We start from the raw sequence: 25,011 nt of genomic DNA, 5'->3' as shown, positions 1-25,011 counted from the left end.
GGTACCTATGAAAAATTTATCTCCCTCAACAAAATTAATACTATCCTTTTTACTTATGCTAGGATTCACAACTAGCGCCAACAGTCAAATTTTAAAAAAGCTTGGTAAGAAAGCAGAAAAAGCCGCCGAAAGAGCAATCGAAAGGCGGGTAGAAAAAGAAGCTCAAGAAAAAACCGATGAAGTATTAGATAGTATTCTAGAGCCAGGAAAAAAAGGGAAAAAGAAAAAATCACCTATTCCCAATGATAAGAGTCCATCCGACAAAGAAAGTTCAGATCCAAATTCGGAAGGCAATTCTCAAAAACCAGATGTATCACCCACTTCTGAATCGTCCGAGCCTAAATCTATAAAAGTCTACAGCAAGTTTGATTTCGTTCCCGGTGATAAATTGTTATTCTTTGATGACTTTTCTAATGATTTTATTGGAGATTTTCCTGCAAAATGGAATACCAATGGCGGCGGAGAAGTAGTAACAGTAAATGATTTGCCGGCTCGTTGGCTTCTTATGTCACAAGGGTTTAGTACGTATTATATCCCTGACGTTCCAAATCTTCCTGAAGAATACACTATCGAGTTTGACATTTTAGTTGATGGAATTGATAGGCAAACTTCTTCAACTGCTGATTTAAAAGTTGAATTGAGTGATTCTAACGAGTTTAGAACAGGTAACAAATATGTTAGTGCAAGTATTCCTCTTTGTCAATATACCCCAGTAGGAATAAGAATAAAGGCCAAAAAAACTGGTGCAGGAAGTCCTAAAAATATTAATAACACGGTTAAAGCAGATATTAGAGAGGCCATTTTGAATAGTCCTCATATTTCAATTGCCGTAAATAAAGAGCGTTATCGATTATGGGTAAACGAAAAAAAATATATCGATGTGCCCAGAGCCATTGTTCCTGAAAGTCAATTTAAAGCATTAAAATTTAATGTCAACTCTCTGAAAGATGGGAAAGAAAGTGTATTCATTTCCAATATTAAGGTTGCAGAAGGTGGTTTAGACCTTAGAAGAACATTGATGTCTGAAGGGAAAGTGTCTACAAATGGAATTCTTTTTGATTCAGGGTCGGCAAACATTCAGCCCCAATCAATGGGTATTATCAGACAAATTTCACAAGTACTTCAACAAGATGCTTCTATCAATCTAAAAATTGTCGGACATACTGATGCAGATGGTGGCGATGAAATTAACATGAAGCTTTCTAAAGCGCGCGCAGAGGCAGTTATGAATGTTCTAATTTCAATTTACAACGCATCTCCTGAGCGCCTAAGCGCAGAAGGCATGGGAGAATCGACTCCTGTGGGTGACAATAACACTGCAGATGGAAAAGCACAAAATCGAAGAGTAGAATTTATAAAACAATAAAAATTTGAAAATGAAAAAGACACTACTATTTAGCCTATGCGCTGTATTGCTATCCTTTGGTAGCAAAGCCCAAGAGGGTTGCAGTAAGTATTACCCTATGGCAGAGGGTTCTTCTTTTGAATATACCAATTACAACAAAAAAGGAAAAGTTGACGGAGTTACCAATTATACAGTTTCGTCGGTTACTTCTAAAGGCTCAGCTACAGAGGCCACATTAGATTTTAAAATGTTTGATAAAAAAGGAAAAGAACTTTTTACTTCTAACTATAATTTTACCTGTGACAACAACATGGTAAAAATCGATTACAAATCATTATTTCCAGCCCAAATGATGAAGCAGTATAGTGAGATGGATATAGAAATGGATATATCAGGGACAGATATCGAACTACCAAATGACCTTAGTGTGGGTAAAGATTTGGCAGATGCAAATATTGCAGTTGCCATGAATATGAGTGGAATCAAAATGAATATTTCTGTTGATCAAACCAATCGCAAGGTGATTAGCGAAGAAAGTGTCACTACTACGGCGGGCACATTTGATTGTGTTGTGATTACTGAAAACACCAAATCTAAAACTATGGGTGCTACTATGGAATTCAATTCAAAACTCTGGTTAGCAGAAGGAGTGGGTATGATCAAGCAAGAAACGTATAAAAAGAATGGGGATTTGATGAGTAAAACAGAACTTACCCAGTTTTCGCAATAGTTCTAGTGAATAACATTTGAACTAAAACCTCGGCTTTAAACCGAGGTTTTTTCTTTTACAACCTCTGCCTCAAAAAGTACCTCAAAATGTCGAAGTAACTTTTGTTTCACTTCTTCAATATCGACTTCAGCCTTCCCCAATTCTAAATTCAAAGAAGTAACTGCTTTATCTTTTATTCCGCAGGGAATCATTAAATCAAAATACCCCAAGTCTGAATTTACATTCAAAGCAAAACCATGCATGGTTACCCATCTTGAAGCACGAACGCCCATAGCGCAAATCTTACGAGCGAAGGGAGTGCCTACATCTAACCAAACTCCTGTTTCACCATCTGAACGTTCTGCTTTGAGCCCGTATTCTGCAAGAGTCAAAATGACCATTTCCTCTAAAAGTCTGAGGTATTTATGTATATCCGTAAAGAAATTATCTAAATCTAAAATGGGGTAGCCTACTATTTGTCCGGGACCATGATAAGTGATGTCTCCACCTCTATTTATTTTATAGAATTTAGCATCTTTCTCTTCAAGTTGTTTTTCATCTACCAGAAGATTTGACAAATCACCACTTTTCCCCAAAGTAAAGACATGGGGGTGTTCTACGAATAGAAAATGATTTGGGGTTTCAAGATTTGCTTCTTCCCTCCTATTCTTGATTTTGAGGTCTAAAGTTTTCTGAAAAAGTTGTTCTTGATAATCCCAAGTTTCTTTGTAATCTCTCTGTTCTAAATCTTGTAAAATGACCTTCTTATTCATCCCTGCAAAGATACGAAAATGAAAAAGGGTAAGACCTTCCCCAAAGTTCCCCCGAAAAGGAGAAAGTCAAACCCTAAAAAAATTGCTAATATTTTAATATAAAGGAGTGACTAATTCGGGTTGTTCAAAATAACCAAGGCCGCAATGACTCCGGGAACCCATCCACAGAAGGTAAGCAACAAAACGATTAGAAATGACCCACAGCCTTTGCCGATTACTGATAGCGGCGGGAATAATATGGCAAGTAATACTCTTAAAAAACTCATTTGATTTGGATTTTTGATTGATGTAACTAATTAGTCGCAAATGTATCCATATTGTTACAAAATCTGCTATTTTAGAGGATTATAAGTATTGTTTTCATGACTCAAAAGCTTGTTTTCATTCTAGTTTTCCTATCTAACTTTTCAACTTATTCGCAATATATTTTTGATGGACAAATTGCTGAAAACGTAGATGGAAAAACGGTCTATCTTTCCATAGTCGAAGACTATCGAAAATTGTCGCGACCGTATCTTGAACAAATCATTAAAAAGACAAGTGTCGATTCTCTTGGGCGTTTTAAGTTTCAAGGAGACAATCTATCCGTGGACAACAGTATTTACCGCATTCATGTCGACGAATGTTCTGAGGAAGCTTTGGATTCGAATCATTTCTTAGGCAGGTGCGAAAACAGCAGAAGTATTCTCTTTATCGCCAATAATTCCGATACAATAACTTTTCCAACTTCCTTTGCTGATGAAGTTTTATGCGAGATTACTTCTACGAATGACAAATCGGAAGCTTTTCTCCAAATCGATGCTCTAAAAGAAGAAATGGCCTTTGATTTTTACGACTTCCGAAGTGAAGCGAATCGAAAGCTAAATTCTAAAAAATGGTTTAAGACCTTGCAAGAGTTTGGGAAAAAGCTAAATGAACCATTGGTAGAACTCTACATTTTTGATTTTCTGTCGGATAAGCGAAATGAAACCTATTCCTATTATCTCAAGGATATTACAAAAAACAACTATTATGAAAATCTGAGTCATAGACTTGAAGAAAAATATCCAAACACGGTTTTTACAGAATTGTATCAAACCGAAATAGCCACAGACCAACAAATAGCAAATCAAAACAAGTCTATCTACTCCAATTGGAAATGGATTCTAGGTTGCCTTTTAGCACTTTCCATTCTGCTGAACATCTTCCTAGTTTTTAGACAAAAATCCCTTCAAAAGAATCACAAAAACAGCACTTTAGGAAAACTAACTGCTCAAGAACAGAAAATTGTCAACGAAATTCTAAAGGATAAAACGAATAAAGAAATTGCTTCTGATTTGTTCATAAGCCTGAGCACGGTTAAAACACATATCAATAATCTCTATAAGAAATTGAACGTTTCTTCCCGTGAAGAAATAAAGCAGCTCTTTAGCTAGTGTCACTTGTCTCCAAAGAAATACAACCCTAATTAAGCTATTTTTTGCATTTGAACTTGACACTTGAGCTTGTGCTTCGACTGCGCCCAGCATGACATATAACTTGTATTTTGTTTTTGAGTTTGTATTTGTGTTTCATTTAAAATCCACCTAGGGTCTAGTCCCTATTTCCATCCCATAAAATCCACTTTGAGCGTACATTTTCAACAACTTTCGGTCTGAATCTTTAAAACCGAAAATTATGAATCCATTTATTTTATTACTGTTATTAGCCACCCTTTCAACTTCAGTATCCGCCCAAGAAATCAATCAAGAAATCAAAATCGAGGGTAATCAACCTTATATGGTCGGTAAAATTGACCTCAACGGGCTCACCTCTAATTCCTATCAAAGTTGGTATGATATCAATCATAAAGCCTACGAAGTAGATACCAAAATCATCTCATCAATCAAAAACGAACTGACCGAACATAAAATCTTAGTATTTATGGGCACCTGGTGCGGCGATAGTAAACGAGAAGTCCCTCGATTTATAAAAACCTTGGAGGCAGCAAATTTCCCAATGGAAAATCTAAAAATTGTGGCGGTTGATCGAAGAAAAGAACACTATAAAAAAAGCCCTACAGGAGAAGAATGGGGACTAAGCATCAAACGCGTACCTACCTTTATTTTCTATAAAGATGGAAAAGAAACCAACCGCATTATTGAAAGTCCGATTACATCTTTAGAAACCGATATTGAAGCAATCGTCACTAACAAAGAATATACGCCTAACTATCCAACTTCACTGCATTTCGATTAAAGGGGGTTTGCTAGATGCTCGGTGCTCGATGTTCGAAGTTATAGAAAGGCATCGAGCTTCGTGCTTCAGACATCCAACCCTTTTTCAAACCAATTCCCTTTTAAATTACCCTTGCGAAACCCTATATTTGCGCCTTAAATAAGAGCGCAATGCAATTGTCGGAACAAGAAATCATCAGAAGAGAGAAATTGACCAAATTACGTGAGATGGGTATTGACCCCTATCCTGCGGCTTTATACCCTGTGGATGCTACTTCAGAAAGTGTCAAACAGAATTATGAAGAGGGTAAAAAGGTTGTGGTTTCTGGTAGATTGATGTCCAGAAGAATTCAAGGAAAAGCCTCTTTTGCTGAATTGCAAGATAGTGCCGGTCGTGTTCAAGTGTATTTCAATCGCGATGAAATCTGCCCAGGCGAAGACAAAACTTTATACAATGATGTCTATAAAAAATTGTTGGACATAGGAGATATTATCGGAATTGAAGGGGAGCTTTTCACTACTCAAGTAGGTGAAAAAACGATAATGGTAAAGAATTTTACGATTCTGTGTAAAACGCTTCGCCCACTTCCCTTACCAAAGCAAGATGCTGATGGTAATGTATACGACGAGTTCAATGACCCAGAATTACGCTACCGTCAGCGGTATGTTGATTTGGTGGTCAATCCGCATGTGAAGGAGACTTTTATCAAGCGGACCAAGATTACAAATAGCATCCGTCAATTTTATAATGAGCGAGGATATTTAGAAGTGGAAACTCCTATTCTTCAACCTATTCCTGGAGGAGCTGCGGCACGCCCGTTTTTGACACATCACAATGCCTTGAACATTCCTTTGTACCTGCGAATTGCGAATGAATTATACTTAAAACGATTGATTGTCGGCGGATTTGACGGTGTCTATGAGTTCTCAAAAGATTTTAGAAACGAAGGAATGGACCGTACCCATAACCCAGAATTTACGGTTATGGAATTGTATGTCGCCTACAAGGATTACAATTGGATGATGGATACTACCGAGCAACTTTTGGAAAAAGTCGCCATTGATGCCAATGGAACTTCAAAAGTTACTGTCGGGGAAAATGAGATTGAATTCAAAGCACCCTATGCAAGAGTTCCGATTCTGGAAGCTATAAAAATACATACTGGAGTTGATGTTGCTGGAATGGATGAAGTTGAACTTCGTGAAACTGCCAAAAAACTTGGGCTTGAAGTTGACGAAACCATGGGTGTCGGAAAATTGATTGATGAGATTTTTGGTGAAAAATGTGAGCATTTTTACATACAACCGACTTTCATTACCGACTATCCAAAGGAAATGAGTCCGTTAACGAAAGAACACCGTGATAATCCTGCTTTGACCGAACGTTTTGAATTGATGGTTAATGGAAAAGAATTGGCCAATTGTTATTCAGAGCTCAATGACCCTATTGACCAACGTGAACGTTTTGAAGAGCAATTGCGTCTTTCTGAAAAAGGAGATGATGAAGCGATGTTCATCGACCAAGATTTTATTCGTGCCTTAGAATATGGAATGCCACCAACCTCAGGAATCGGGATTGGTATTGACCGACTGGTTATGCTATTGACCAACAATTCTTCGATTCAAGAAGTGTTGTTCTTCCCGCAAATGCGACCAGAGAAAAAAGCCGTCGAACTTACTGAGGATGAAAAAATTGTTCTAAACGTGATTGATTCAGATGACTATACTGATGATAAATTTTATTTAAATGAAATAAAAGGAAGGTCCGGTTTAAGTAATAAAAAATGGGACAAAGTCACTAAATCATTAAAATCAAAGCAAATAATTGAAATCTTCAAAAGTAATGACGACGTCCTTATCAAACTAAAAGACTGACAAAGAGTATATTATCAATCTTACTCATTAATCATGATAGAAAAAGAATTCGACCAACTTTCAATGAAGGAAAAATATGCCCTTCAAAAAATCATGAAAAAACAACGTGATGGTCATGTATTGACCGAATTGGAAAGTCAACTTTACGAAAAGCATCACGAGCGTTGGGCGACCGAAGAATCAGGGGCAAAAAGCAAATGGCCTATTATTATTGGCCTCCTCATTGTAACTCTTTTTGCCATAGTGCGACGATGTAGTTAAAGATAGGTATCCACAGATTGAGATAAGAGGTTTCAAAAACCAAAAGAAAATCATAGCTTAGGGCAACCAATCAAACTCTATGCATATCAGTAGCAAAATAGGACTATTTCTTGGTCTGATTTTATTTCTAATAATACTAAACCTACCCTTCGAGCTTGTTTCCGAACAAGGTGATGCGGTTATCGCAGTAGCAGTTTGGATGGTCGTTTGGTGGATTACCGAGGCTACATCCATATCAGTAACAGCACTGTTGCCCCTACTGCTTTTCCCCTTACTCAAAATCATGCCTGTAGGTGATGTTGGTGCGAATTACGGCAGCCCTATTATATTCCTATTTTTTGGTGGGTTTGTGCTTGCCTTGGCTTTAGAAAAAGTGAACCTCCACAAACGTATTGCGCTGAATATCATTAGAATAACGGGTACAACACCAAACAAAGTGGTCTTAGGTTTTATGATTGCTACCGCTTCTTTAAGCATGTGGATAAGCAATACGGCAACCACAGTGGTCATGCTTCCTATTGCCATGTCGGTAATTAGTCTGCTTGTAAACGATGAAGACGGTTTTACTAAAAGTGACCAAAATTTTGCCCTATCAGTTATGCTTGGAATTGCTTTTTCCGCTAATGCGGGAGGAATTGCTACCGTCATAGGAACTCCTCCAAATTCAGTAATGATAGGTCTACTAGAAAACGAATACAATATTGAAATTTCCTTTTTAAAGTGGATGGTCATCGGCCTCCCCTTTTCCATAATCATGATTACTATTATTTATTTGGTGATGGTCAAAGTTATGTTTCCGAACAAGCAATTGAAATTTGCAGCTTCTAAAGATGTCATAAACGATGAATTAAAAAAGTTAGGGCCCATGAGCGGAAAGGAAAAAATGGTACTCGCTATTTTCGGAGTAACCGTTTTTCTTTGGATTTTCAGAACTGTAATTAATGGCCTATTACCCGATCTAAAATTGAACGACACGATTATTAGCATGCTAGGTGCCATTGCAATGTTCGCTGTACCTTACAATCTTAAAAAAGGAGATTTTATTATCAACTGGAAAGACACTTCGAAACTTGCCTGGGGTATTTTAATACTTTTTGGCGGTGGGCTTGCATTAGCCAAAGGAATGGCGGTAAGTGGTATTGTCGATATGGTTTCAGGTGCTATTGCAGCCAGTGACATCAGCATCTTGTTTACTGCGATACTACTTATCTTCTTGATGTTGTTTATGACCGAACTCATGAGTAATGTGGCACTTGTGGCAGTATTGGCTCCAGTGGTTGCAGGTATTGCTATAGGTCTCGAAATACCAATTCTTTATTTACTGATTCCTGTAACAATGGCCAGTAGCTGTGCATTTATGCTTCCCATGGCGACTCCGCCCAATGCGATTGTATTTGCAAGTGGCTATATTAAAGTACATGAAATGGCGCGCGTTGGGGTGATTTTAAATTTGATTGCTGTAGGGCTTTTAGTGCTGCTGTTTCAGTTTGTAATTCCGATGCTATTTTAATTAATAATTTAAAAGCTTAAACAATTGTTATCCATGTTAAAAAAAATTGTGTTCCTAACTCTTTTCTCCATTTCGCTGCTCGCTTGTGATAGTGACTTTAAACAAGGAAATTGTGATGAAGGGCAATTTGAACAGACAGACGGAAATGGTGGTACTATATGTGCACCCATAACTGATGTTGACACCGTTGAGGGTAGTATTCTTGATGATGAGAATTTGAATGGGACTGATTAAGTATCTGTTTTCTAAGAGGTAATAGTATTTGATAAAGTCTCAATAACTCCAAGGGCCGCTCTTTCACCCGAAATCATAGCAGCATTTAATGAACCATTTAATTGTGTGTCTCCAGCAAGAAAAATAGTCTCGGTCAAACGCGTTTCGCTTGGTGACATTTCATATTGAATATCATTTAACTTAGGTAAGGCCATGGGAATTTTATAATGCTTGATAAATTTACATGAATCAATATTGCAAAGGTCTTTTAATTCTTTTTGCACGCTTTCAACAAGGATTTCATCGGTAAGATTATGATTCTCAACTATGGTGACCGAAAGCAACTCGCTATCCCCCCTGGTATTGGTTTCAAGGCTCGTATGAAAAAAAATGTTGTTGATTAGAGAGCCAGGTTCTGGAACGAGACCAATTAGTGGTTTTTTAATCGTTCTTTTTTTAGTTTCAAAATAGAGTGTATCACACGACTTCCACTCGGTTGACTGATTCTTTAAATTGGGAATCAAATCATTAGCTTTTGTAGTAACAATCGTAAAATCACTTTCTAGTGTATTTGTATCGGAAAATGCTATTTCTCCTTCTTTCACTGAGATTACTTGCGCATCATATTTGAAAGTGGTGTTCTTGAGATTCTGGGCCAACTGTTTTGGTATGGCTTCGATTCCAGATTTGGGAAGGGCGGCATAACCTTCACCAAACATTTTATACACAAACTCGAACATTCTACTTGAAGTCTCTAGTTTGTTTTCCAGAAAAATACCACTAAAAAAGGGTGTAAAGAAATCATCTATCATTCGAGAGGAAAAACCCAGATTAATTAGATAGGACTTCGTAGACATTTCTTTTTCAGCAAATACATCAGTCAGTGTTTTTTTCTTTAGTCTTGTGTTTAAATTCAGTATTTTAAATTTGTCCGATAGGTTCCCTATTCCTGAAAACAATGTGGAAAATAACAGCGATGCGTCTCTTAACGGGTCTCCTATGATATTTTGACTCCCATTTTTAAAAATTGAAGCACCTGGTAAGAATTTTTGTAAATCTAAGGCTTCGAAATCTAGATATTTTTGGGCCGCTGGATATGCAGTCAACAAAACTTGAAAGCCATGGTCAAGTTGATACCCATCTACCAAATCGGTTTTTACCCTTCCACCGACGCTATCGGTAGCCTCAATCAGTGTAGGTTTAAATCCGTTTTGCTCGAGCACCGTAGCTGCGATTAATCCACTGATTCCTGCACCAACGATGTGTATTTTATATGCTTCCTTATCCATATCAATTAATTACTAAACTTTCTAAATAAACTTCCCCATTTTCAATGTGTTTTTGGCGTTTTTCGTGGGGCATCTTATCAAACATTCGCACAAGCATTCCCAGTCGAGGGTTAGACAAAAAGAAATCACGATGTGTGTCCATAAAACGCCAAAACAGACCGTCCCAAGTGGCCTGCCATTCTCCTTTTTTATAATTGCTCATTTTCATTAGATAATTGCTACCGCTGATATAGGGCTTGGTAGCCATTAAGCCACCATCTGCATATTGACTCATTCCGTAAATGTTCGTCACCATGACCCAATCATAGGCATCAATAAAGAGCTCCATAAACCATCGATATACTTCATCTGGGTCGAACTCGCAGAGCATCATAAAATTACCCAGTACCATGAGTCGTTCAATATGATGGCAATAGCCAGTTTGTAGTACCTTTTTGATGGTTTGGTCGATTGGAGGAATACCCGTAGTACCATCGTAAAACGAAGCAGGTATTTTCTTTTTGAATTTCCAAAAATTGGTCGTGCGCTCTTCACTTCCCCTTGACTCATAAACCCCTCGAATAAACTCACGCCATCCAATTATTTGACGCACAAAACCTTCGGTAGAATTAATAGGAACATCGTTTTCTTCGGCATAGATTAAGCAGGCGTCAATAACTTCTTTTGGTGTAATTAAACCCACATTGAGCATGGGTGTTAACACACTGTGATTCAATATAGAGTTTTCAGCAACGATAGCATCTTCGTACACTCCAAAGTCCATAAAACGCTGGTCAAAAAATTGCTGCAACCAGGACTTGGTTGTCTCAAAATTTGTTGGGTATAAGGCATAGTCGGTTAACGTTCCCAAATGATTCGAAAAGTGTGTTTCAACATACTGTTTTGCTTCCGTATAGTAATTATCCAAATCGGGGAACTGAATAGACGGCGGTGTCTTTTTTGCGGGATACTTCTTCCTATTTTCAGCATCAAACGTCCACTTACCACCTTTTGGTTTTCCATCAGGTTCTAGGAGTATGTTTCGCTTTTTACGCTGTTCGGTGTAAAAGCTAGTTTGATGGTATTTTTTCTTGTCCTTCCTAAAAAAACCTACCAATTCTTCCTTGCTATTTAAAAACAAAGGAGAATCGTAAACCTCAGTTGAAATATCATTTTCCAAACAGCCTTTCGCTATTCTTTTTTGCAACCAATTATCTGTAGGATCTATATAATTGATATGTGTAACACCCTGATTCTTCAATTCAGGAAGTAGTTTTCGAATATCTGAAAACTCATCTGTGGCTTCAACATAATGTACCGTAAGTTCTTTTTCTTCACGGAGAAAATCCGCATAACGTTTCATCGTAGCCCTGTGAAAAGCTATCTTTTGCTTGTGAAAGGGGTACTGTTTAAAAAATAAATACTCTTCAACAAGGTATACGGGAGCATTATTTGCAAAAAGTGGAGATGCTTCAAATAATTGATGTGGAAATATGATGTTTATTCGTTTCATTTATTCTTTCGGCAACGTTCGCTGCAATATTTTACGGCATCCCAATTCTTTTCCCATTTTTTACGCCATGTAAACGGACGTTCACAAACGACACAAATTTTTTCTGGAAGATGTTGTTTTTTCATCGTCTGCTATTCACATGGGTATTCAACAGCCGCTTCTTCTCTTTTTGCACGGCAGGGTGCTTCTTATGGCCCCAAATTTTAGCTCTTGCCATTCGTGCACTTTCTTGTAAATCTACAACAGGGAACGGATAGTCGTCACCAATCGTAACACCACAAAAAGTTTGCTCCATCACGGTCATTTTCCAAGGCTCATGAATATGACTTATTGGAACGTTCGCAAGTTCGGGAATCCATTTTTTTATAAATATGCCTTGTGGGTCATGCTCTTGAGAATTCTTTACCGGATTATACAAACGCACCGTATTTATACCCGTTGTACCAGCTTGCATTTGAAACTGCGGATAGTGAATACCCGGTTCGTAGTCCAAAAATTGTCTTGCCAAATGATACGTTCCCTGGCGCCAATCTTGGTCTAGATTAAGGGTTAAAAACGAAACGACCATTGCCCGCATTCTAAAATTAATCCAACCCGTTTGCTCCACCGCGCGCATACAAGCATCTATTAACGGATATCCTGTAGTACCTGTTTTCCATGCTTTAATGTAAGCTTCGTTCTTTCTATGTGCTAGTAATTCGTAACCTTTATTGATACAATCAGTTTCATAACTGCATTCCACTTCAAACTTTTGAATAAAATGACAGTGCCAGTGCAATCTGGTTAGCATTGCCGAAAATGCTCTACTATTTTTTGTGCCGTTCGGATGTGTTCCAATAAATTGAAAGGCTTGTTTAATACTCATATTTCCCCAGGCCAAATAGGGAGACAATCTGCTACAAGACGTTCGGCTTTCCAAAGGTTTTGAAATATGTTTTTGGTAGTTAAAACCGCGCCCCGCTGTAAATGATTTTAAATAGCGCCAAGCATTTTGCTCACCTGCAGGTTGATATTGTTTTGGGTATTCCCTCAACTGATTTTCTAATTTTTTAGGAAGTTGAAAATCGTGTACGAGCTGTGCTGCCGTTGAAACGGAATAGCTGTTTTGAAGTACAGGCTTATGCATTGCAACATGCCATTGTTTGCTCCAATCATCTCGGTTTTTAATCCCTCGTAAAATACCATCTCGTTGCGATTCATGCCAATTGATGTCACGAGTCTTACAAAACTGTTTTATTTTTTTGTCACGCTCCCACGTAATTTGCGTACCACTTTCGCGGTAGCTGAAAAGGTTTTTGATATCTAAAGACTGTGCCAGAAATGCGAACACATCGGTTGCTTCTCCATAGAAAACATCCACGCTTCTGTTAAAAGGTGCTAGGGTCTTATTCAAAGCAGCAAGCGAAAGATATACAAATTGCAAGTGCCTAGGGCTCGTATCAGGATATGCAATAAGTGACGGTTCAAACAAATAAATGATACGATACGAAATACCAGCTTCCTCCACTTTTAAGAGCGGTTCGTGGTCTTGCGAACGTATATCGCGCTTTAGCCAGACAATATTTACCGGTTGCTTTTTCAATAGCGCAGCTGTTTTTTACATTTCTTCCAAAAAGCAAAAAAGGAAGGGTAATAGCCTTTTACATCGAACATCCAGTCTCTAGCTTCTTCGATACCCTCGTAGTGATTGTTAAGGGGATGTTCTTTATAATACACTTTTCCTAACGGATAACTTGACACTAGGTCGGTGAACTCCCCAACGAAAATTTGAATATTAGAAATGTTTTCTGCGGACGTCTTACAAATAAAATCAATGGACTTTTGCGATACGGGATACTGCTCAAAATGCGAGGGCTCTAGTAGTAAAATTCTATTCGCCAAAGTATCTTTTTTCCAAAGGGGGTCTAGATTGTAAAAATTATAAATGTAAGTGGGAAGGTTTTCATTGATACTTATCGACCTAGGTTTTGGCAAAGGGGTTTTTAAGCTGAAGGCAGTCGTATCTTTTAATACTTCAGGAATTTCCATCGAAGCAAATGCTACATAAGGTAGGTCTAAGAAGGTGTCTTTTTGTGCTGAAAAACAATACTTGTTGATGTTATCTTGATTGGCAACGTACTTCTTGTTTGCGTTTGCACCAGCGACCCATTGCCAACTCAAGGCATTACTTGCCCAATCGGCATCTAGCAAATGATAATACATCCACTGTGCAGGAGCCTTCCAATGACTTTGCCCCATATTACAGGCTATCGCTGCTATATACATTCTTAAGTGATTATGAATATATCCAGTTTTATAAAAGCTTACAATCGCTTTATCGATTGCTTCAATACCTGTTTTTGCAACCACAATTGCTTGAGGAATACCTATGTTGGAAACTGGTTGCTGTTCGTTTTTTAAATCTTTATTGATTGCCTCCCCTTTCGTTATCCAAACTTGTTGCCAGTAGTCTCTCCAGGCCAATTCTTGAATAAACTTTTCAATTTGAGCAGGTTTGTAACCACGACTCAATACCTCAGAAAGTATAAATTTAGTGGAGATGATACCTCTAGAAATATATGGCGACAAATAGGTGACTGCACCATTCAGGTAATTGCGAGTTGATCCATACTTTACTGGATCAATATGCCTAATTCGCTGCCGAATTTCGTCATAAGAAAGCGGGAAGATGAAATCTTGTTGCTCAAATAACTGCATTTAGCGTTTACTGATTTTATTCCCAGAGATTGCCTTTTGACGTGAACATTTAAAACGTGTAATATCAGGATTGCGTTTTTTAAGGTGTTTTTGACTAACGCCACTATTAACCCTTTTTCGCCAACGTTTAAAGCTCGATACTTTAAGGTTACTGCGCATGAGTTTGATTACTTCTTTTTCGGGTAGGCTAAACTGAAACAGAATCGCTTCAAACGGCGTTCGGTCTTCCCAAGCCATTTCTATAATACGGTCAAGTTCTCTTTCAGTAAATTGTTTTGTATAAGCCATTAAAGCATCTTAATTACGCTAGTTTTTCGATTTGCTTCATGACTTCTTCAGCTTCAAAAACTTTCTCATCGCTCAATTTTCTATTTGTAGTAGATAGCGAATGTGCTTCTTTTAGAAGTTTTTTGTACTGCGCTTGCAATACTTCCTTTTCTGATTTCTTTTTAAATAGTCCGAACATCTTTCTTATTTAATGTAATCTCTAAAAACTAGGGTTTACATATTTTATATAAAGATACAAAATGTTTAATTTTTTATAGCTAACGTTAAACAAAATTTATAATTGAGAATTCTATTCTCTTCCCAACGTATCTACAGCAGCATCTTCTGATTCGTATTGAATTGCTGTGTATGATATAATTTTCCATAAATTCTCCTTTTTGACAAGGGTGATGGTAGCTTTTGCCACGCTCTCTTCTCCCGCAGTCGTCGTCCATGTTTGGTCGAAAGCAACCCATGCAAGATTAGTATCATGAAAAATAAGGTAGTTTGAGTTTTTAAAGGTAGAAGAAATAGGCTCGGGGTTTTCCTTAAAAAAACTTTCTAGGTTTCCACCACTTTTATCCCAACCCCTAGTTTGTGAGAAACCTGCCTTAGTAACATCAAGTCTTAAAACATCAGTACTATGGTCCCAATAAGACGACCATTTCTCATAATTTTTTTCCATGTAGGCAAAGGTTTCACCTTCGACCACTTCTTTAAGGGCTTCATTTATTTCTTGAGGTTGTACAATGCTTTCCTGCGAACAGGATATGAATAATAGAAAACAAAATCCTAAGATATAGTTATTCATGTGGTTGGTTTTAGTTTATGAAAAAATACAACATTTAAATACATCGTTCGATAAATACATTTAACTGTAGTACCGCCTCAATGCCTATTAAATTTTAAGAAGTGATTTTTCTAGTACGAAAAACCTAGTTTATTAAGACCTAATTGAACATCTTCATTTTGCATAAAAAGATTCCACAAAAGGCCCGTTCTGTGATTTTCTATCATTACGATAATCGGTCCTTGGTCAATAGCTAAATAGGCATTAGACACCCAAAAATCATATTGCGGACTAAAGGCATCGTAAAAACCAGCCGGACCTAAGAGTTTATCTTTATTCGAATAAAAATAACGTAGAGCTCGCATTGATTCATCGGGAGTATACGGCATAGAACTTAAGGCAGCTGTTGGTGAAATTACTCCCACATCTTCACTGCCGGGGTGGTGTGCTTTATAGGTAAGTGTGCCATCATTATTTCTAGAATAACTAGAGGTCAGTCCCCAGCAATCTTCCCCATAGTCTGCAAAGCCACCTGGGTTTTCTACACAATACAAATAATTGATTTTAGCATGGTTAACAGTTACGTCATTAAAATTTACAAAATCATCAGAAAGATTTCTAGGGTCGAGACCTAAATATGAATAATGCGCCCAGAATAAGGGGCCACCATAAGGTGAATTCCCTGCATGGTCAACTACTAAAGGTAAGTTATATGGAGTGTCTGATGAGACGATTCCCCCATTTGAGGCCCATCCATTTGTATAAACATCTTTGTTAATTGTATAATCAGGAGAGCTGGCAGCCAAAACATAAGGAAGTAACACTTCATTATATCCTTTTAATTCTAAATTAATATCGAATCCGAAATTTGGACTCCAATGCCAATAGAGGGTTTTTTGGTCTTGAGTATACCAATCCCATTCTACGCCTTTCCACAATGTATCAGCTTTTAAGGCGAGTGTTTTTTCAGTATCATTTCCATCTGAAAAATATTCTTTCACACAAATTAAGCCTTGCACCAAAAAAGCGGTTTCTACAAGATCACCACCATCATCTGTATCACTAAAGGCTATGGTATTTCCATTCACCCCATTAATCCAATGCGGCCAAGCCCCATGAAAGCGATCTGCTGTTTCAAGAAAGGATATAATATTTGCTATTCTTTCTATTCCCTGTTCTCTAGTAATAAAACCTTTTTCAATACCTACTAATAAAGACATCAATCCGAAACCCGTTCCTCCAATAGCGACAATATTTTCATCTATTGCTGGCTCATTTGGAAAGTAGCGTTCTCTTGCAGCTCCAGAATTTGTTTCTGCAAAATCCCAAAAATACTTAAAGCTTTCCTTTTGAGTAAAGTCCATCAGTTCGTCATCGGTCAATTCTTCCACTTCCTCACTTACAGGATTCTCTACTTGAACTGAATCTTCGACAGACACCTTATTATCATCGGATGAGCATCCAGTCACAAAGAGTAAAACCACTATGTAACTATAAATTTGCATAATTATAAATCAGTCAATTCACTATTAATAAACAAGTTAAAAAACAAAACACGGTTAGTTATACAACTCTTTAATTTTATAAATATTGGCAATCATAGACCATTGGTTTTCCAAATACCAAATAATTCTAGGCTTATCAAATTATTCAATATCGCGGATATATTACAAAAAGCAAAAGACCTTCGTTAAACGAAGGTCTTTTTTATAGGTGCTAACTCAAATATGGAGGACTCTTTATTTTATATACGCATTAAAACCCTCCGGTAGATGTTTCTTTGTGTCGAAATCTATTGTAAATGAGTCACTTTCATCAATATAGTTGATGCTTTGTATATCTGTTGGATAGGAATAGGCATCAAATCCTTCAGGTAAATACTTTGTAAAATCTGAAATTTCGATTTCTTCTTCGATATATTCTATGGCATTCAAATCAACATACATTTTGTATGGATCAAATCCTTCTGGAAGATAATCAGCTACATCGAAGCCTAATTCGACCTGCTCTTCGTCTTCAATGTACTCTATAGTATTGATATCAAAAACTTCAATGTCTTTGTTTGGGCTATTGGCAAAAACTCCGTTCACCAAGGCTAGGCCCATTGCTACACTTAAAATAAAATTCTTTTTGTTCATAACGTTCGTAGGTTAATCTATGATATAGTATAACGCTATGAACTTGTATTATTGTTAGCCGTGTAGTTCATCGATGGCACTAAAAATGAGGATATTAAGGTATTCTTAGAAAGAGCTTGATAATATTAACAACTTTATATTTTAACATTTGAAGTATTGGTGCCTTAGCAATATTTCTTTTGAATTATTATGAGAAAAAAATCAAAAAAATAAAGCTATTTACAGAAGTAAACAGCTTTATCATTGACTAATTCGCTAATTGAAAAATGAATTTCTATACTTTAAAGACGTCTCTAAAAACGAATTGTTACATAAAACACCAAGAATTTCTATATTTTAACAACCGAAACTTGAAATTTCAATGAACACAGGTGTAGTTTATTTGTTAGTTCTTTGGATATTTGAAAAACTAAAACGAACTACCAAATGACAAAGTCTGTTTTGGCGAAATTACTTCTCGCCTTCTTCCTTTTGAGCACAACTACAACAGAAGCTCAAATTTTTAAAAAGAAAAACAAGAAAACCGAAAAGGCCTCTGAAAAACCTAAAAAAGGTAAAATTCAACCTTATGACAAAGTAATTACCAAAGACGCCAAAACCGACAAAGGTCTGTTTGATGTACACGTGGTTGACGATAAGCATTATTATGAAATTCCCGATTCTTTATTGAATAAAGAAATGTTGATGGTAACTAGAATAGCCAAAACTGCTACTGGAATAGGATTTGGTGGTGGAAAAATCAACACCCAGGTTTTACGTTGGGAAAAGAAAGGAAAGAAAATACTGCTCCGTGTCGTCTCGTACGGAATTGTAGCCGCAGATTCTCTGCCAGTGCATGAGGCTGTTTTGAACTCCAATTTTGAGCCCGTACTTCAAGCTTTTGATATCAAGGCGTTCAAGAAGGACTCCTTAGCACCAGCAACTGTTATTGACGTAAATGACTTCTTCATTAAAGATGTGAATGCCATTGGCATGCCAGAATTCTTCCGCAAAAGATATAAGGTAAGTCGTTTAGATGAAAAACGAAGTTATATCGATTCCCTTAGAAGTTATCCTTTAAATATTGAGGCTAGACACGTAAAAACATATTTCGCAAAGGAACCGCCTTCAAATGGTTCCTTGGGATCGATATCTATAGAAATCAATAATTCGATGATTTTGCTTCCGAAAGAACCCATGAAAAGACGGTATTTCGATCGCCGCGTAGGATGGTTCGCCAGAGGGCAAGTTGATTACGGATTAGATGCCCAAGAAAGTAAAACCATTCGTTTTCTCGATCGATGGAGATTAGAGGTGAAAGATGAAGACAAATCCAAATATGAAGCTGGAGAATTGGTTGAACCGAAAAAACAGATCGTATATTATGTAGATCGCGCCACACCAAAGCAGTGGATTCCTTTTATTAAAAAAGGAATTGAAGATTGGCAGGTAGCTTTTGAAGCTGCTGGATTTAAAAATGCCATCATCGCAAAAGACCCCCCAACAAAAGAAGAAGACCCTGAATGGTCGCCCGAAGATGTGCGTTATTCTGTAGTTCGCTATTTGGCTTCTCCGATTCCAAATGCAAACGGACCTCATGTAAGCGATCCTCGAAGTGGAGAGATTTTAGAATCTGATATCAACTGGTATCACAATGTGATGACTTTACTGCGCAACTGGTTCTTTGTGCAAACAGCAGCAATCAACCCTGATGCTCGTGGCGTTGGATTTAAAGATGAAGTCATGGGGCGTTTGATTCGTTTTGTATCTTCTCATGAAGTAGGTCATACTTTAGGGCTTCCTCATAATATGGGAAGCAGTGTTGCCTACCCGGTTGATTCATTACGTTCTGCTTCTTTTACCAAAAAATACGGAACAGCGCCTTCCATTATGGATTATGCTCGCTTCAATTATATCGCGCAACCAGGTGATGAAGGTGTAGCCTTGATGCCGGATATTGGTATTTATGATAAACATGCTATTCGATGGGGATACAAACCTATTATAGATAAAACCGCTGAAGATGAAAAATCAACTTTGGATAGTTGGATATTAGAACATGCCGGAGACCCGATGTATCGTTTTGGTCATCAGCAAGTTGGTGACGTTGTGGACCCGAGTTCGCAAACCGAAGATTTAGGAGATGATGCCATCAAAGCAGGTTCTTACGGAATTGCAAACCTGAAACGTATTGTTCCCAAATTGGTAGAATGGACAGCAGAAGACGGTAAAAATTACGACGATCTTGAAACGCTCTACGGCCAAGTACTTTCGCAATACAATAGATATATGGGTCATGTATCTAATAATATTGGAGGAGTTTATGAACACCATAAAACTTACGATCAAGAAGGAGCTGTGTATACGCATGTCTCAAAAGAGCATCAGAAGAATTGCATGCGCTTTTTACAAGAAGAATTGTTTCAGACTCCCAAATGGATGCTCGACAAAGATCTATTTGCCAAAATCGAATATTCAGGTTCCATAGAACGTATTCGCAGAATGCAGGAGCGTACTTTAAATAACATGTTACGTTTAGGTAAAATGGCACGATTGATTGAGAATGAGACGATGAATGGTAGTGAAGCCTATACCCTATTAGAAATGATGCGTGATCTCAGAAGAGGTGTTTGGTCAGAACTCCGTTCAGGAAGAAAAATTGATACCTATCGCAGAAACTTGCAGAAAGCTCATATAGATAGGTTGGCCTATTTAATGACTGCCGGGAATCAAAAAAAGATGCCTGAGTTCGGCGGTTATCAAAAATCTACAGCTTTAAATACAAGTCAATCTGATATACGATCGGTAGCTCGCGCAGAATTGAATACCTTAAAACGAGAAATCAAAAGTGCTACTGGAAGAACATCAGACAGCATGAGCAAATATCATTTACAAGACGTTGTGGAGCGTATTGATATGATTTTGGACCCAAAATAAATAGCAATCAGAAAAATCAAAAGGTTCTGATAAACACCATTTTTATTGACCTATCGATGAACTGATTAGAAAATCCGACGAAGAAAAACACTATTCAACAAGATCTTCTTATTTGACATCACAAAAAGCCCATTTCGCAACAATGGGCTTTTTTGTGCCTTTTTCTGAAGTAGTTTAGCTCCAGAATTAAAAAACCCGATTACCATGAATTATAAAGCCAAAAGTGTACTGTATTTCGCAAGTTTAGTAGTAACCGTTTTAGCTTACTATAATATGGATCATACAACTACTGTTCAAAACACTGAATTAGCTAATAATACTAAAGAGCATGTTTCTACCCCAGAAGCATTGAACTAAAAAATATTTTGAACCAACTTGGGTTTCCCAAAACCCTTGCAGCGTTCACCACGAATACACCTACTTAACAAAAAAGGGTTTGGATTGTTCCAAGCCCTTTTTGCATTTCTACCATTCATCTAAAAGTCAAAAAACAGCCAATAAATACTAAGGTTTGAACGTTTATACTCGATAACCTACCAATGCTATGAAATACTTTTATTCTCAAGTACTTATCTGTACGCTTGCGTTTTTCAGCTTCACTTTTTTAAATGCACAGCGCCAAAGTCAAAATTCGGTTGTAGTTGCCGAAAATCCAACCAGCTTTATTCAAGGTCTTTCTCAAACCAATAAAACAGGTAAAAGAAACACCACGAAGACCATTAAGCTCTCTAATTCAAAAAGAGTAACATTACAGCTGAATGCTAAAAACCAGGAGCACAATATCACTACTTTTATCGGTTCTGTGAATCAGAAAAAAGATGCTTCTTTTAGTTTTAGGTATACCAATGGAAAACTTGAAGGGCATATTATAGAAAAGGCAGAAAACAAAGCATACCTTCTTTACACAAACAAAGTAAATGAAGTGTTAGTTGAAGAAACTGATATCAATAGCATTCTTTGTATTGCCTACGACAAGGCAAAAGGAAGTTCTGCCACGAAGAAAAATTCCTCGAATCTTACGGCTAAACTGCAACCTACCAATTTGCAGAGTAGACCCGGAGCACCAGCGGTTATTTATCTTGATTTTGACGGAGAAACCGTATCTGGCACAACTTGGTTGGGCGGTAACACCATTGTCGCTGAACCTTCAGGTATGTCAGATGCTCAAATCACTATTGCTTGGGAAATTATGGCCGAAGATTTTAGTCCGTTTGACATTAACGTAGTTACCGATCGTTCTGTTTTTGAAGCAACTCCTAAAGATCATAGAATGATGTGTATTTTCACACCAACCGATGATGCACAACCCGATTCTGGTGGTGTTGCCTACCTAGGCTCTTTTTCCTGGAATAATGATGACCCTGCATGGGTATATAACATATTTAATGGAAAACAGGCTGGTGATACGGGTTCTCACGAAATAGGTCATACTATGGGACTTGATCATGACGGACAGGGAAACACAGAATATTATGAAGGCCATGGCGACTGGGCTCCTATTATGGGTTTCAGTTTGAGCAAGTCAATTGCACAGTGGAGTCTTGGTGAATACAGTAATGCAACCAACATGGAAAATGACCTTCAAATTATTGGAGGCGGAGCAAACAACTTCGAATATATTACGGATGATCATGGTAATGAAACTAATACCGCAAGCACTGTCGAGGTCGATGCCGGAGGGAATGTAAACGCCCTCGAAAACTCAGGAATCATTCATAACAGAGATGATGTTGATATGTTTTCTTTCTTGGCGCAGGCTGGAGATGCAACTTTTAATTTTAATCCTCATGATGTACATCCAAATTTAGATATTCAAGCGAGGTTATTAAATGCTAACGGTGTTGAAGTAGCAAGCAGTAATCCTTCTGGGTTAGCGGCTACTATTAGCGAAAACTTAACTGCGGGACTCTACTTTTTAGAAGTTCAAGGGGTCGGGGCAGGCTCCGTTGACACCGGATATTCAGACTATGCATCCCTAGGGCAATACTCTATTTCTGGTCAGTATACGGTACAAACTCCTGAGAATGACATTGAATTGGTTTCCATCTCGCTTGATGAAGGAAGCTTGGAATGCGGTAGTATCGCTCCATCCGTAGAACTTAAAAATGATGGGCTAAATACAATTTCAGGATTTGATATTCTATATACAGTAAATAATGGTGCTCAAGAAACGCAATCCTTTACAAATACTTTAGCGCCGCAACAAAGCCTTACCGTTGATCTGTCTGATATTATATTAACCTCAAATGGCAATTCAACTGTTGAAATTATCGCACAGATTACAAATGACGATATTCCTACAAACAATACAATTGTTCGCAATTTCTTTGCAAACATCTCAGGAGTTGCCGCACAGGTGAACTCATTCGAAACTTTAGATGATGCATTGATAACCTACAACGAATCAGGTAATGGCTCAGTTTGGGAAAGAGGAGCGCCCACGGGTACCCTTTTAAATGCTGCAGCTTCAGGAACAAATGCTTACGGCACAGTATTAAATGGCAATCACCCTAACAGTGAGAAAAGCTTCTTAGTATCTAATTGTTACGATTTTACTGGCATAGAAAATCCAGTTTTGAAATTTCAAATGGCCTATGACTTAGAAGATGATTTCGATGTGCTCTATGTAGAATATTCATTGAATGTTGGAGAAACTTGGAGTCTACTAGGGTCTAGTACTAGTCAACCAAATTGGTATAATAGCAATCAAACGCCTACTCCAACACTTTGTCAAATCTGCCCAGGCGGACAATGGACGGGTACCAATACCACCTTTACAGAATACAGTTATGACTTTACAGCAAATGCTGCAACAGATACTGACCTAACCAATGCCGATAATATTATGTTTCGCTTTGTTTTCCATTCAGATTTTTCAGAAAATCAAGAAGGTATTGTTATCGACGATTTTGTAATCGATGGCACTCCAACAGATGACGAAGACGATGATAATGATGGTATTTTAGATGTAGATGACAACTGTCCCTTGACACCAAATGCAGATCAGTTAAATACAGATGGCGATGCTATGGGAGATGTTTGCGATGACGATGATGACGGAGACGGAATCTTAGATGTAGATGACAACTGCCCCTTGACACCAAATGCTGACCAAGCGGATGTAGATGGAGATGGTATTGGAGATGTTTGTGAAGATATAAATGACAATGATGGTGATGGTATTGCCAACGAAGTTGACAATTGTATTGATATGGCAAATGCTGATCAAGAAGATACAGATGCTGATGAGATAGGTAATGTTTGTGATGACGATGATGACAATGACATGATCGCCGATGCGCAAGATAATTGCCCATTAACCTACAATCCTGATCAATTAGATTCTGACAACGATGGTATTGGTGATGTTTGTGATCGAGATAATGATAATGACGGCATTTTAGATGTAGACGATAATTGTCCCTTGATAGCAAACCCGAATCAAGAAGATGCTGATAACGATGGTATAGGCGATGTTTGTGATAGTACTGCAGATGATTTAGATGGTGATGGCATTCTCAACGCAGATGATAACTGTCCAAATACATCAAATGCAGACCAGCTAGATACTGACAATGATGGCATAGGCGATGTTTGTGATACAGATGATGATAATGATACCATCTTAGATATTGTTGATAATTGTCCCTTAGAAGCAAATCTCGACCAAGCCGATTCAGACAATGATGGTATTGGCGATATTTGTGATACCAACGATAATTCATTTACATTACCTGAATCAAACTATTCATTTGCTCAAGTTCCTTCTTGTGAAGCTAATAAAGGAGGAATTCAAATTGATGTTGTTGAAGATTATAGATATCAGGCTACCTTATCAGGAAGTGCTTTTGGTATTTCTAAAGATTTCGAAGGCTTCGCTCTTTTTGAAGATTTAGATGCAGGAATGTACTCCGTTTGTATTACTGTGGATGGACAGCCAAATTACGAAGCATGTTTCGATGTTACCATTGAACCTTCTGAGGCATTCTCTGTAGAGACAGAAGTTGACTATTCGCGATTAGAAGTTACCCTAAGCTTAACGGGAAGCGAAACTTATCAAGTCATCCTAAATGACGAAACACAAATGGTTTCAACAAATGAAATCACGCTATCACTTACTGATCCTGTGAACAGGCTTCAGGTTAGTTCAGGTAGAGACTGTGATGCTGTTTATGAGGAGACCTTTGCGGTGAATCCTGAAGTATCTATTTATCCGAACCCCGTTGAAGGTGATGAACTTACCATTAATCTTGATGGTGGAGTAGAAACAGAACTCGTGGTATCACTCTTCGCTATGCGCGGTAGTCGTGTATCTTCAAAATTATACGATGTTGTAGATAATCAAGTAATTATAAATGTAAGCTTACTGGCCAAAGGCATTTATATTTTAAACGTCAGTACATTTAATAAGACCACAGCCTACAAGATTATTAGAAACTAGATTTTTCTCGCTTCACGCTATACGCTTTACGCCATACGCAATAAGCTTTTCTTTGCATGCAGCGTTAAGCGTGTGGCGTGTGGCGCTAAGCACTGGTCAA

Annotated in this window: 22 protein-coding genes; 10 read left to right on the top strand and 12 right to left on the bottom strand. The window is 37.7% G+C overall.

Annotated elements, in window-relative coordinates; all coding sequences use genetic code 11:
• The first annotated feature begins 7 nt into the window (after positions 1-7).
• Positions 8-1,366: an OmpA family protein gene (locus ACKWCD_RS16445; protein WP_413985046.1), complete on the top strand. Its 1,359-nt coding sequence runs from the start codon at positions 8-10 to the stop codon at positions 1,364-1,366.
• Positions 1,367-1,376: 10 nt separating this feature from the next.
• The gene (locus ACKWCD_RS16440; RefSeq protein WP_413985045.1) at positions 1,377-2,075 is read left to right on the top strand and encodes a TapB family protein; all 699 of its coding nucleotides are present in this window, start codon (positions 1,377-1,379) and stop codon (positions 2,073-2,075) included.
• A 35-nt stretch (positions 2,076-2,110) separates the two neighbouring features.
• Here the strand turns inward: ACKWCD_RS16440 and lipB are convergent, their stop codons facing one another.
• Both lipB and ACKWCD_RS16430 read right to left on the bottom strand, forming a co-directional pair.
• Positions 2,111-2,827: a lipoyl(octanoyl) transferase LipB gene (gene lipB / locus ACKWCD_RS16435; protein ID WP_413985044.1), complete on the bottom strand. Its 717-nt coding sequence runs from the start codon at positions 2,825-2,827 to the stop codon at positions 2,111-2,113.
• 110 nt (positions 2,828-2,937) lie between these two features.
• Complete coding sequence (locus tag ACKWCD_RS16430; protein ID WP_413985043.1) at positions 2,938-3,093, bottom strand: YqaE/Pmp3 family membrane protein; 156 nt, start codon at positions 3,091-3,093, stop codon at positions 2,938-2,940.
• Between the two features lie 96 nt (positions 3,094-3,189).
• On the opposite strand from ACKWCD_RS16430, the gene ACKWCD_RS16425 reads away from it, so the two are divergent.
• From ACKWCD_RS16425 to ACKWCD_RS16400, 6 genes are all read left to right on the top strand, one after another.
• On the top strand, positions 3,190-4,242 hold the full coding sequence (locus ACKWCD_RS16425) for a response regulator transcription factor (RefSeq protein WP_413985042.1): 1,053 nt from the start codon (positions 3,190-3,192) through the stop codon (positions 4,240-4,242).
• A 241-nt stretch (positions 4,243-4,483) separates the two neighbouring features.
• Positions 4,484-5,044 (top strand): thioredoxin family protein, encoded by a 561-nt coding sequence (locus ACKWCD_RS16420; protein WP_413985041.1) that lies wholly within the window; start codon positions 4,484-4,486, stop codon positions 5,042-5,044.
• Positions 5,045-5,193: 149 nt separating this feature from the next.
• Positions 5,194-6,897 carry a lysine--tRNA ligase gene (gene lysS, locus ACKWCD_RS16415; RefSeq protein ID WP_413985040.1) on the top strand — a complete coding sequence of 568 codons (1,704 nt, stop codon included), beginning with the start codon at positions 5,194-5,196 and terminating at the stop codon, positions 6,895-6,897.
• Positions 6,898-6,930: 33 nt separating this feature from the next.
• Positions 6,931-7,158, top strand: a complete 228-nt coding sequence (locus tag ACKWCD_RS16410) for a hypothetical protein (RefSeq protein WP_413985039.1) — start codon at positions 6,931-6,933, stop codon at positions 7,156-7,158.
• A gap of 79 nt (positions 7,159-7,237) precedes the next feature.
• On the top strand, positions 7,238-8,668 hold the full coding sequence (locus tag ACKWCD_RS16405) for an SLC13 family permease (protein WP_413985038.1): 1,431 nt from the start codon (positions 7,238-7,240) through the stop codon (positions 8,666-8,668).
• 33 nt (positions 8,669-8,701) lie between these two features.
• Entirely contained in the window at positions 8,702-8,902 is a 201-nt protein-coding gene (locus ACKWCD_RS16400) for a hypothetical protein (protein ID WP_413985037.1), read from the top strand.
• Positions 8,903-8,913: 11 nt separating this feature from the next.
• On the opposite strand, the gene ACKWCD_RS16395 is transcribed toward ACKWCD_RS16400, so the two are convergent.
• The 10 genes from ACKWCD_RS16395 to ACKWCD_RS16350 form a co-directional block, all read right to left on the bottom strand.
• Entirely contained in the window at positions 8,914-10,170 is a 1,257-nt protein-coding gene (locus ACKWCD_RS16395) for an NAD(P)/FAD-dependent oxidoreductase (protein WP_413985036.1), read from the bottom strand.
• A gap of 1 nt (position 10,171) precedes the next feature.
• A complete protein-coding gene (locus tag ACKWCD_RS16390) occupies positions 10,172-11,662 on the bottom strand; it encodes a cryptochrome/photolyase family protein (RefSeq protein ID WP_413985035.1) in 1,491 nt (496 codons plus the stop codon).
• Entirely contained in the window at positions 11,659-11,787 is a 129-nt protein-coding gene (locus tag ACKWCD_RS16385; protein ID WP_413985034.1) for a DUF2256 domain-containing protein, read from the bottom strand. The genes ACKWCD_RS16390 and ACKWCD_RS16385 overlap by 4 nt, the downstream gene beginning before the upstream one ends.
• Positions 11,784-13,244 carry a cryptochrome/deoxyribodipyrimidine photo-lyase family protein gene (locus ACKWCD_RS16380; protein WP_413985033.1) on the bottom strand — a complete coding sequence of 487 codons (1,461 nt, stop codon included), beginning with the start codon at positions 13,242-13,244 and terminating at the stop codon, positions 11,784-11,786. Before ACKWCD_RS16380 ends, ACKWCD_RS16385 begins: the two co-directional genes overlap by 4 nt.
• Positions 13,241-14,359, bottom strand: a complete 1,119-nt coding sequence (locus ACKWCD_RS16375) for an FAD-binding domain-containing protein (RefSeq protein WP_413985032.1) — start codon at positions 14,357-14,359, stop codon at positions 13,241-13,243. Before ACKWCD_RS16375 ends, ACKWCD_RS16380 begins: the two co-directional genes overlap by 4 nt.
• Positions 14,360-14,647, bottom strand: a complete 288-nt coding sequence (locus ACKWCD_RS16370; protein WP_413985031.1) for a TIGR03643 family protein — start codon at positions 14,645-14,647, stop codon at positions 14,360-14,362. It abuts the gene before it with no gap.
• 13 nt (positions 14,648-14,660) lie between these two features.
• Positions 14,661-14,825, bottom strand: coding sequence for a Lacal_2735 family protein (locus ACKWCD_RS16365; protein WP_413985030.1), 165 nt, complete (start codon positions 14,823-14,825; stop codon positions 14,661-14,663).
• A 111-nt stretch (positions 14,826-14,936) separates the two neighbouring features.
• Positions 14,937-15,437, bottom strand: a complete 501-nt coding sequence (locus ACKWCD_RS16360; protein WP_413985029.1) for a hypothetical protein — start codon at positions 15,435-15,437, stop codon at positions 14,937-14,939.
• Between the two features lie 110 nt (positions 15,438-15,547).
• Positions 15,548-16,921, bottom strand: coding sequence for a glucoamylase family protein (locus ACKWCD_RS16355; RefSeq protein WP_413985028.1), 1,374 nt, complete (start codon positions 16,919-16,921; stop codon positions 15,548-15,550).
• A 234-nt stretch (positions 16,922-17,155) separates the two neighbouring features.
• Positions 17,156-17,554, bottom strand: a complete 399-nt coding sequence (locus tag ACKWCD_RS16350) for a hypothetical protein (RefSeq protein WP_413985027.1) — start codon at positions 17,552-17,554, stop codon at positions 17,156-17,158.
• A gap of 426 nt (positions 17,555-17,980) precedes the next feature.
• Between ACKWCD_RS16350 and ACKWCD_RS16345 the strand changes: the two genes are divergently transcribed.
• Both ACKWCD_RS16345 and ACKWCD_RS16340 read left to right on the top strand, forming a co-directional pair.
• Positions 17,981-20,470, top strand: a complete 2,490-nt coding sequence (locus ACKWCD_RS16345; protein WP_413985026.1) for a zinc-dependent metalloprotease — start codon at positions 17,981-17,983, stop codon at positions 20,468-20,470.
• Between the two features lie 544 nt (positions 20,471-21,014).
• Entirely contained in the window at positions 21,015-24,911 is a 3,897-nt protein-coding gene (locus tag ACKWCD_RS16340) for a thrombospondin type 3 repeat-containing protein (protein ID WP_413985025.1), read from the top strand.
• Positions 24,912-25,011 lie beyond the last annotated feature (100 nt).

Source organism: Maribacter taeanensis, from assembly GCF_047345145.1.
In the GTDB taxonomy this organism is placed as follows: Bacteria; Bacteroidota; Bacteroidia; order Flavobacteriales; family Flavobacteriaceae; genus Maribacter_C.
The sequence above is the reverse complement of the archived record's forward strand: the minus strand, read 5'-3'. Positions and strand labels throughout refer to the sequence as shown.